This window comes from Aurantimonas aggregata (genome assembly GCF_010500835.1).
GTDB classification, from domain to species: Bacteria; Pseudomonadota; Alphaproteobacteria; order Rhizobiales; family Rhizobiaceae; genus Aurantimonas; species Aurantimonas aggregata.
Genome location: NZ_JAAAMJ010000051.1, coordinates 1 through 8,954, shown reverse-complemented (window position 1 = coordinate 8,954; position 8,954 = coordinate 1). Strand labels below are relative to the sequence as shown.

General features: G+C 63.6%; 7 protein-coding genes and 2 pseudogenes. 8 read left to right on the top strand and 1 reads right to left on the bottom strand.

Annotated elements, in window-relative coordinates; genetic code table 11:
* Positions 1-117: 117 nt before the first annotated feature.
* The 8 genes and pseudogenes from GTW51_RS22880 to GTW51_RS22850 form a co-directional block, all read left to right on the top strand.
* On the top strand, positions 118-702 hold the full coding sequence (locus GTW51_RS22880) for an IclR family transcriptional regulator (protein WP_163046333.1): 585 nt from the start codon (positions 118-120) through the stop codon (positions 700-702).
* A 46-nt stretch (positions 703-748) separates the two neighbouring features.
* A complete protein-coding gene (locus GTW51_RS22875; protein WP_163046332.1) occupies positions 749-1,912 on the top strand; it encodes a zinc-dependent alcohol dehydrogenase in 1,164 nt (387 codons plus the stop codon).
* A 33-nt stretch (positions 1,913-1,945) separates the two neighbouring features.
* The gene (locus GTW51_RS22870; RefSeq protein WP_163046331.1) at positions 1,946-2,863 is read left to right on the top strand and encodes an FAD binding domain-containing protein; all 918 of its coding nucleotides are present in this window, start codon (positions 1,946-1,948) and stop codon (positions 2,861-2,863) included.
* Entirely contained in the window at positions 2,856-4,736 is a 1,881-nt protein-coding gene (locus GTW51_RS23735) for a molybdopterin-dependent oxidoreductase (protein ID WP_246233375.1), read from the top strand. The genes GTW51_RS22870 and GTW51_RS23735 overlap by 8 nt, the downstream gene beginning before the upstream one ends.
* The gene (locus GTW51_RS23730; protein WP_246233374.1) at positions 4,736-5,746 is read left to right on the top strand and encodes a xanthine dehydrogenase family protein molybdopterin-binding subunit; all 1,011 of its coding nucleotides are present in this window, start codon (positions 4,736-4,738) and stop codon (positions 5,744-5,746) included. The genes GTW51_RS23735 and GTW51_RS23730 overlap by 1 nt, the downstream gene beginning before the upstream one ends.
* A gap of 26 nt (positions 5,747-5,772) precedes the next feature.
* Positions 5,773-6,834 (top strand): Bug family tripartite tricarboxylate transporter substrate binding protein, encoded by a 1,062-nt coding sequence (locus GTW51_RS22860; RefSeq protein WP_246233373.1) that lies wholly within the window; start codon positions 5,773-5,775, stop codon positions 6,832-6,834.
* Between the two features lie 24 nt (positions 6,835-6,858).
* On the top strand, positions 6,859-7,371 hold the full coding sequence (locus GTW51_RS22855) for a tripartite tricarboxylate transporter TctB family protein (RefSeq protein ID WP_163046330.1): 513 nt from the start codon (positions 6,859-6,861) through the stop codon (positions 7,369-7,371).
* A 6-nt stretch (positions 7,372-7,377) separates the two neighbouring features.
* Positions 7,378-8,679, top strand: a pseudogene (locus GTW51_RS22850) (tripartite tricarboxylate transporter permease); the annotation flags it as partial.
* Between the two features lie 169 nt (positions 8,680-8,848).
* On the opposite strand, the pseudogene GTW51_RS24230 reads toward GTW51_RS22850, so the two are convergent.
* Positions 8,849-8,954, bottom strand: a pseudogene (locus GTW51_RS24230) (IS5/IS1182 family transposase); the annotation flags it as partial.

The following is an 8,954-nucleotide window of genomic DNA, read 5'->3' as shown; positions in this document are numbered from 1 at the left end:
TCAAAACCCGAACATCCCGAACCGCGCCGCCACCGCGAGCGCGCCCGAAAAGCATGGGCGACACCGACCCGACAGTGCCGCCAACGTCCAACGGGACTGTCAGGCGCGCCCTGATGCATGATCCGGGTTAGTTCCAAGCTTGGTGATCTAGCCGCCTTGTCTAGTCGTGAGTTCGACATTTGCCAGTTCGTGCACGGCGACCTGGAAGCATTAAACGCCAGCCTTCGCGAGAGCGTCCAGATGGCCGTGCTGCGTGACTCGCTGCTGATCACCCGCCTGCGCTTTGCCTCGCACATGCCGACCCATGTCGAGCCCGACGAGGTCAAGAAGATGCGGGCCGCCCACGCGACGGCAACGGGAAAGGCGATCCTTGCCTGGCTGCCGGAGACCGAACTGGCGCGCGTCGTGTCCGACAGCGGCCTCGCCTCCTTCACGCCGAACACGATCACCTCGCTCTCGGCGCTGATCGAGGAACTGCGAATGGTGCGTCGCTCTGGCTTTGCGGTCGACGACGAGGAGCTTGAGGCGGACGTCGTCTGCTTCGGCGCCGCCATCAGGGACGGGACGGGGGCGGTGCTCGGCTCGATAAGCGTTTCGCTGCCGAAGAGCCGGGCAAGCGAGGATTACCGCACGCACGTCACCAATGCGGTCGTGCAATGCGCCGGCAAGCTTTCGAACCGGCTGCGTGTCGGCCATTTCTGACAGTCGTAATCAAGAAGAATACAGCAATATCAAGGGAGAAAAGACCATGGCGATGCCCCAAGGCGTGAAGACCGATCCGGCCTACCCGATCCCCGAGACCATGAAGGCTTGGGTGCTGGGCGATCCCGGCCAGCTGACCTTCGTTGACAAGGCAGTGCCGACGCCGAAGAAGGCCGAGGTGCTGGTACGCATCGACGCGGTCGCCATATGCGCGACCGATCTCGAGATCATCCACCACGGTCCGCCGGCCCAGATCGAGGGCGGCAGCCCTTTCAACAAGAACTTCACCCCCGGCCATGAGTACATGGGCACCGTCGTTGCGCTCGGGAAAGGCGTCGACGAGTACCGCATCGGCGAGCGCGTCACCGTCGAGATTCATGCCGGCTGCGGCCAGTGCAAGCGTTGCCGCCAGGGCATGTACACGTCCTGCCACAATTACGGGAAGAACTACGGCGACGTCGACAAGGGCCACCGCGCCAACGGCTTCACCACCGATGGCGGCTTCTGCGAGTACCAGGTCAACAACATCAACACGCTCGTGCATGTCCATGACAGCATGAGCGACGAGGAGGCGACGCTCGTCGTCACCGCCGGCACCGCCATGTACGGGCTGACGGAACTCGGCGGCCTCGTTGCCGGCGAAAGTGTCGTGGTTAGCGGCCCGGGGCCGATCGGTCTGCTCGGCGCCGCGGTTGCCAAGGCGCTCGGCGCTCAGCCGGTGATCCTCACCGGTACCCGTGACAACCGGCTGGAGATCGGCCGCCGTCTTGGCGCCGACCACGTCATCAACGTGCGCAACGAAGATCCGGTGGAAGCGGTGCGCCGCCTGACCGACGGCAAGGGCGTCGACTACGTCGTCGAGTGCTCCGGTGCGCCGAACGCCGTGAACGAGGCGGCGAAGATGCTAAACCGTGGCGGCAAGATCTGCCTGGCGGCCTTCCCGAGTGACGCCGTGCCGGTCGATGTCGCCTATCTCGTGCGCAACAACATCTACCTTTACGGCATCCGCGGCGAGGGCAAAGGTGCGACGCATCGGGCGGAAGCCTTCATGCGCCAAAAGCGCTTCGACGCCACGTTGGTCCACACCCATACCTTCGAGATGGAGAACCTCCCCGAGGCGCTCCGCTACGCCAAGGACCGGGTGGAGGATGCCATCAAGGTTGTGGTCCGCAACAAGCAGGCCCAGCGCCAGGCCATCGCGGCCGAGTGAGCGACCAACTGACCGAGGCCGAAGGGCGATCAGATGCTTTCATTCGATGAATACGTCATGCCAAGGACCTTGCACGAAGCGCTGGAGGCGGTCGAACGGCTGCCTTCGGCCGGCAAGGTCATCGCCGGGGCGACCGATGTGGTTCCCTATGCCCGCGAAGGTCGCGGCGGCGACGTCCACTATCCGGTCGTTGTCGACCTCAGCCGGGTGGCGGAGTTCCAAGGCTACACGATCGCCGATGGCAGGGTGCGGCTCAATGCCAACGTCGTCTTCCAGGCTTTCCTGGAAGACGCCGCGCTCCGCGAGCATCTGCCCTGCATGCCCTCCTGCGCGATCTGGTTCGCGGACGACCAGGTCCGCGAACAGGCGACGCTGGCGGGCAATATCGCCAATGCGTCGCCAGCCGCCGACGGCATGCCGCCGCTCCTGGCGATGAATGCCGACGTCGAACTGGCTCGGCTCGACGGTGCGGAGGTTCGCTACCGAACCGTGCCAATTGCTGATTTCGTTCGCGGCCCCGGCGCTAACGCCATGGAGACCGGGGAGCTGATCAGTGCAGTCACCTGCGAGTCTATGAAGGGCTACGGCGGCTCTTTCCAGAAGGTTGGTCAGCGGCGATCGCTGGTGATTTCCAAGGTCTCGGCCGTGGCGCTGGTGAAAACCAGCCCGAGCGGCGGCCGCTTCGAGGACGTGCGGCTGGCGCTGGGCGGCATCGGGCCGGTGCCGGTGCGACTACACGACATCGAGGACATGCTGCGGGGCCAGCCGATCACCCGCCAGATCGTGGCGGAGGCGAGCATCATACCGGCCGACCGCGTCGCCTCGCGCTCGCGCGTCGAATACCGGCGGCGCGTGGTGCGCGGCTTTGTCGAGGCAGCGATCGAGGACGCGCTGGTCGCCTGCGGTGCCCCGATACCGAACGAAATTCAGAGGGAGGCAGTCCATGTCTGACCAGATCCTGACTATGACGGTCAACGGCCGCCGGGTGAACAAGCCTGTCAACGGGCAATACCGGCTGCTCGACTACCTGCGCGAGGAGGTCCACCTCACCGGCACGAAGGAGGGCTGCGGCGCCGGCGAATGCGGCACATGCTCAGTCTTCGTCGACGGCAAGCTGGTGAAGTCCTGCTTGATGCCCGCCAACAAGGCCGACGGAGCCACCATCCAGACGGTCGAGGGCCTGGCGCCACGCGGCGAGCTGACGATCTTGCAGAAGGCTTTCCACAAGACCGGCGCCAGCCAGTGCGGCTACTGCATCCCCGGCATGGTGATGGCCGCGACCTCCGCGTTGCGCGAGAACCCCTTTGCCGAGATAGAGGAAATCAAGGAGCGGCTCGGCGGCAATATCTGCCGCTGCACGGGCTATACTAAAATCTTCGAGGCGGTCGAGCTCGCACGCGACGTGTTAAACGGCCGGTTAGCCGCAAGTGCACTCGACGCCGAGGGCGCCGGCGACTCCTACATCGGCAACAACGTCCGGCGGCTCGACGCCCCGTCTAAGGTCTCCGGCGCTCTGAAATATGCCGGCGACACGACGATGCAGGACATGCTGCACATGCAGGTGCTGCGCAGCCCACATCCCCATGCCCGGATCCTCTCGATCGACACCTCGGCCGCCGAGGCGATGGAAGGCGTAGAATGCGTCATCACCCATCGCGACGTCCCCGGTGTCGATGGCTTCGGCGTCTTTGTCCATGATCAGCCGGTGATGGCCCGCGAAAAGGTCCGCTATGTCGGCGAGGCTGTCGCTGCGGTGTCCGCCGAGACCCAGGAGATCGCTCGCCGCGCGCTGTCGCTGATCAAGGTCGAGTACGAGGGACTGCCTGGCATCTTCGACCCAGAGGAGGCGATGCTGCCCGGTGCTGTGGTCGTGCATGACTATGCGCCGAACAATCTCGTCAAACACATTCCGATCCGCAAAGGCAATGTCGAACAAGGCTTTGCCGAAGCCGACATCATTGTCGAGAACACCTACTCGACCCAGCAGGTGGAGCACGCCTATCTCGAGCCCGAGGCAGGGCTCGCCTATGTCGATCACGACGGCGTCGTGACGGTGTTCTCGCCGAGTCAGAACATCACCCACCACCGCGACATGCTGGCGACCATCATCGACAAGCCGATCAATAAGGTCCGCTTCATCATGAGCCCGGTCGGCGGCGGCTTCGGCGGCAAGGAGGACATGATCTACCAGGGCATGCTGGCCCTGTCGGCGATGAAGACCGGCCGCCCGGTGCGGCTGATCTTCACAAGAGAGGAATCGATCATCGCCTCGGCCAAGCGCCACCCGTCCCGGGTGACGTACCGGATGGGACTGAAGAACGATGGCACAATCACCGCCGTCTCATTCAAGATGATCAGCGACGGTGGCGCCTACGGCATGTCGACGGAAGGCGTGATGCGCAAGGCGGCGATCCTCTCTCTCGGCCCCTACGACATTCCCAATGTCCAGATCGACACCTACGGCATCTACACCAACAACACGCCCTCCGGCGCCTTCAGGACCTTCGGAGCGATGCAATCGCAATTCGCCACCGAATCCCACCTCGACATCTGCGCCGAGCGCCTGGGCCTCGACCCGTTCGAGATCCGCCGCCGCAACATGATGAAGATCGGCTCGCTGACCCATACTGGCCAGCGCCTCGAGACCGTATCGATTGCCGAGGTGCTGGCTACGGCAGAGGCTTTCTGCCGCTGGGAAGCCGGCGCCCCGACGACCCGCGGTGCGACCCGCGGCGATCTCGGCGGCCCCGACACCCGTCGCTCGTGCACGCTCGGCGCGCGGTTCAGGCTCGAGACAACGGATTCCCGGCAGGAGGTGGCGTGATGCAGCGGCATGCAAGGGGACGCGGCATGGCCGCATCGTGGTACGGCATCGCCCGTACCGCCACGATCGATCGGGCGGGCGCCTGGGTGGAAATGGATGATGGCGGCACCGCGAAGGTGGTCACCGGCGTCACCGAGATCGGCGAGGGTATCCTGACGGTGCTGGCCCAAGTCGCGGCCGACGAGCTCGGCATCCGACCGGAGGACGTGACGATTGGCGACAACGACACGGCCCGGTCGCCTGAAGCGGCCCATGCCGGGGCGACGCGGCAGACGTACATGATTGGCAACAGCGTTGCGATCGCCTGCCGCGACGCACGCGCCAAACTCGACGCCGAGCTGGCGGCCTACTGGCAGGTCGATACAGCCGCGATCAAGGCATTCGACGGCGATATCTGGGCCGAGGGCACCAACAAGCGGATGACCGTCGACGAAGCGGTAGCCCTCTGCAAAAAGCGTGGCGTCGTCCCGGTCGGATCGGGATCTTTCACGGCCCACGGCACCGGCCTCGACCCTGTCGATGGGTCGGGCGCACCGTGGCAGGCCTATGTCTTTGGTTGTCAGGTTGCGGAAGTCGAGGTCGACACCTTGACCGGTGAAGTTCAGGTGCTCGGCATGTGGGCCGTCCACGATGTCGGTCGGGCGATCAATCCGCGCGGTGTCGAAGGCCAAATCGAGGGCGGCATCGTCCAGGGCCTCGGCCAGGCGCTGATGGAGGACTACCAGCTCGACAAGGGCCACACGACGACCCACGGCTTCTCGAAATACATCCTGCCAACCTCGCTCGACATTCCGCAGATCAACGTTGCCCTGGTGGAGGACCGAGACCCGCGCAGCCCGCTTGGGGCGAAGGGCATCGGCGAGCCGGCGCTGGTGCCGACCGCACCAGCCATCATGAACGCCATCTACGACGCAATTGGCGTGCGCATCACCGCGCTGCCGGCAACGCCGGAGGCGATCCTCGCGGCGCTCGAGGCCCGGCAGACGGGGGATCATGCGCTGGTGAACTGACGATCCCGAGCCTGCTCACGGGGGCAATGGACGGACCCGAACACGGGCCGTCCGGCGTCGATCAGCACGGACTGACAGTCGCGGCGGGAGGCTGCGACGCGTTTCAACAGGGAGGAAACAATATGTCGTTCTGGAAATCGCGCGGCCGCATTGCCGCCGCCGCCGTTCTAGCCGCCACTTTCGTAGGATCCGCCTCGGCAAAGGCCGAATATCCTGAGAAGCCGGTCGAGATGACCGTGCTCTTTGGCGGCACCGCAAACACCACGGCGCAGCTTTTGGCGGAACTTATGGGCCAGGAACTGGGCTCGCCGGTCGTACCGGTGGCGCGCACCGGCGGTGGCGGTGCCATCGGTTATGCCCATGTCCAGGCCACGCGTCCGGACGGCTATAATATCGTCTGGAATTCCAACTCGATCAACACGACGCATCATCTCGGCACACTGCCCTTCAACTATGAGGCATTCGAGCCGATTGCCCAGGTCTCCGTCGAGATTCCAGTGCTAGCCGTCAATTCCACCAAGGGCTGGACAAACCTCCAAGAGATGGCGGAGGCAGTGAAGGCTGGCGACGAGACGATCAATGTCGGTATTTCCGGCAAAGGTTCGTTCACTCACCTCGCCTCGGCGGCCCTGTTCGACGCAATGGGCATTGCCGACAAGGTCAACTACATTTCCTATGGCGACGGCAAGGCGCCGATCGAACTCCTCGCCGGCCGAATCGATGCCGCGATCCAGTGGCCCGGCCAGTTCCTCTCCTACATAAAGACCGGCGATCTCGCGGTGCTCGGCTCCACCGGCGCCGAGCCGGTGAGCGTGCTGCCCGACGTCAAGCCGGCAAAGGACCAGGGGTTCGACGTCGACATCTCGATGTGGCGCGGTCTCGCCGCCCCAGTGGGTACGCCCGAGGAGATCCTAGTCAAGCTCGAGGCCGCCGCTAAAGCCGCCGCGGAATCGGAAAAGTTCACTTCAGCCGCAGCTAACATTGGCTATGAGCCCGCCTTCAAGGGACGCGCAGAGTTTGGCGAGGTGATTGCCCGGGACGACGCCTTCTACGGCGAGCTTCTCGGCAAACTCGGCATGATGAACTGATCGCGACCGAGCCGGGAGGTGGCAATGACAGACAAGTCGCGCGACTTGCTAACGGGCACAGTGCTTTTAATCCTCGCCCTTGCGTGGATGCTGATGGTCTGGCGCACAATCCCGGCTGGTGCAGGGGGCGGGGATGTCGGTCCCCGCGCCTTCCCCTTCTTGCTCGGGGGCCTTTTGGCATTGTTCTCTGCCGTGATGGTGGCGACTGCCCTGCGAAGGTCTGACGAAGAGACTGCGACCGCCCACACGGCTAATTTGAGTGACGGCGAGATAGGGGACGGAGGCGGAACTTTCACGCCTGTGCCGCTGCTCCTAACCTTCGGGCATCTGATCGCCTACGGGTTCCTGATGCAGCTCATTGGCTTCGTGCTGGCGACGCTGGTGACAGTGGCTTCGATCATGATCGTCTGCGCCAACGATCGCTCGCCGCTTCGCATCTTCTTGATGAGCATCGGCGTCACCTTCGGTTGCTGGCTGATCTTCGGGAAGATCCTCGGGGTCTATCTCGCAACCGGCTCTTGGATCAATCTGGGTTGAACTGACATGGAAGCATTCCTGGCAGCAGCAGCCCTGACGCTGCAACCGGAAGCCCTCGGGGCGATTGCCCTTGGCTCCATCATCGGGTTGATCTTCGGGTCGATCCCTGGCCTCACCTTCACCGTCGCGTTGGCGCTGGCTCTACCGCTGACATTCGGAATGGGCACCGTGCCAGCGATCGGCCTCTTGCTCGGCACATATATCGGCGGCATGACTGGCGGCTCGGTCTCGGCCATCCTGCTCGGCATTCCTGGTACCCCGTCGGCCGCGGCGACCGTGATTGACGGCTACCCCATGGCAAAGCAGGGGCGTGCATCGATCGCGCTTGGTATGGCGGTCATCGTCTCCACCTTTGGCGGCATCTTCAGCCTTGTCGTGATGGTCGTTTCCGTGGACATCGTTTCGCGGATAGCAATCTCCTTCGGTCCGGCCGAGATCTTCGCTTTGGTGGTTTTCGGCCTGTCGACGATCTGTGGAATGGCCGGCAGGTCGATGATGCGCGGCCTGATCGCCGGCGTTCTTGGCCTGATGATCATGACCATCGGCCTCGACGCAGTCGAGGGTGTGCCACGCATGACTTTCGGCACGACCAGCATGCTGCAGGGCGTCAATCTGCTTGTCGCAATGATCGGTCTTTTCGCAGTGCCGTTCATCATTCAGGTCTTCGAGGAGCATCGACGCGGCATCAAGCCCCCGCCAGCGATGCGCGACGTGCGCGCAGAGCTCCCTTCCATGAGACTGATAATCAGCAATTTGTGGCTGATGGTTCGCAGTGCCCTGATTGGCACCGGGATAGGCGCGATCCCTGGGACGGGCGGACCGATTGCGTCCTTCCTGGCCTACGACCATGCCCGTCGCTTCTCTAAGGACCCGTCTAAATTCGGCAAGGGCGCGATCGAGGGAGTCGTCGCCCCTGAAACAGCCAACAACGCAGTAACGGGCGGCACAATGATCCCGCTCTTGGCCCTGGGCATCCCAGGCGATCCCGCCACCGCTATTGTCCTAGCGGGGATGATGATCCACGGTCTCGTGCCGGGCCCGGCACTGTTCCTGACAAACCAGGCCGACGTCTACGGCATCTATATCTCGATCGTCGTGGCCTATGTCGTAATTCTCGTGGTCCAGCTGTTTGGGATCCGGCTCTTCGTCCATGTCCTTCGAGTGCCACCGCGGCTGATGGCCGTCGTCATAATTGTGCTCTGCGGGATCGGCGCCTTCACCGTCCGAAACAGCGTCTTCGACATCTACACCATGGCGATAGTCGGCGTGCTCGCCTATGCGGCGATTAAAGCCGACATCCCGATCACGCCCATAATCCTGGGGCTGGTGCTCGGGCCGATCCTGGAAGGCGAGTTCCGCACGGCAATGAGCCTTTCCGGCGGCGACCTGGCGATCTTCTACACATCGCCCACCGCGCTGGTCTTCTTCGGGCTCGCTGCTCTGATCATAGGGCTTCAGAGCCCGATTCGAAAGTTGGTCAATGATATGAGGGTCTTGCGATCCTCCGGGTTAGCATGCGGATGGAAGCGATATTGGCCCATGCGGTTGTGCTTTCGATGGATTTCTCCCAGTCCTTAGCCAGT

What these genes read in the sequence shown, in the direction of transcription:
- GTW51_RS22870 (WP_163046331.1), top strand. Translation starts at nt 1,946, where the DNA reads ATGCTTTCATTCGATGAATACGTCATGCCAAGGACCTTGCACGAAGCG.
- GTW51_RS23730 (WP_246233374.1), top strand. Translation starts at nt 4,736, where the DNA reads ATGCAGCGGCATGCAAGGGGACGCGGCATGGCCGCATCGTGGTACGGC.
- GTW51_RS22855 (WP_163046330.1), top strand. Translation starts at nt 6,859, where the DNA reads ATGACAGACAAGTCGCGCGACTTGCTAACGGGCACAGTGCTTTTAATC.
- GTW51_RS22860 (WP_246233373.1), top strand. Translation starts at nt 5,773, where the DNA reads ATGGACGGACCCGAACACGGGCCGTCCGGCGTCGATCAGCACGGACTG.
- GTW51_RS22875 (WP_163046332.1), top strand. Translation starts at nt 749, where the DNA reads ATGGCGATGCCCCAAGGCGTGAAGACCGATCCGGCCTACCCGATCCCC.
- GTW51_RS22880 (WP_163046333.1), top strand. Translation starts at nt 118, where the DNA reads ATGATCCGGGTTAGTTCCAAGCTTGGTGATCTAGCCGCCTTGTCTAGT.
- GTW51_RS23735 (WP_246233375.1), top strand. Translation starts at nt 2,856, where the DNA reads ATGTCTGACCAGATCCTGACTATGACGGTCAACGGCCGCCGGGTGAAC.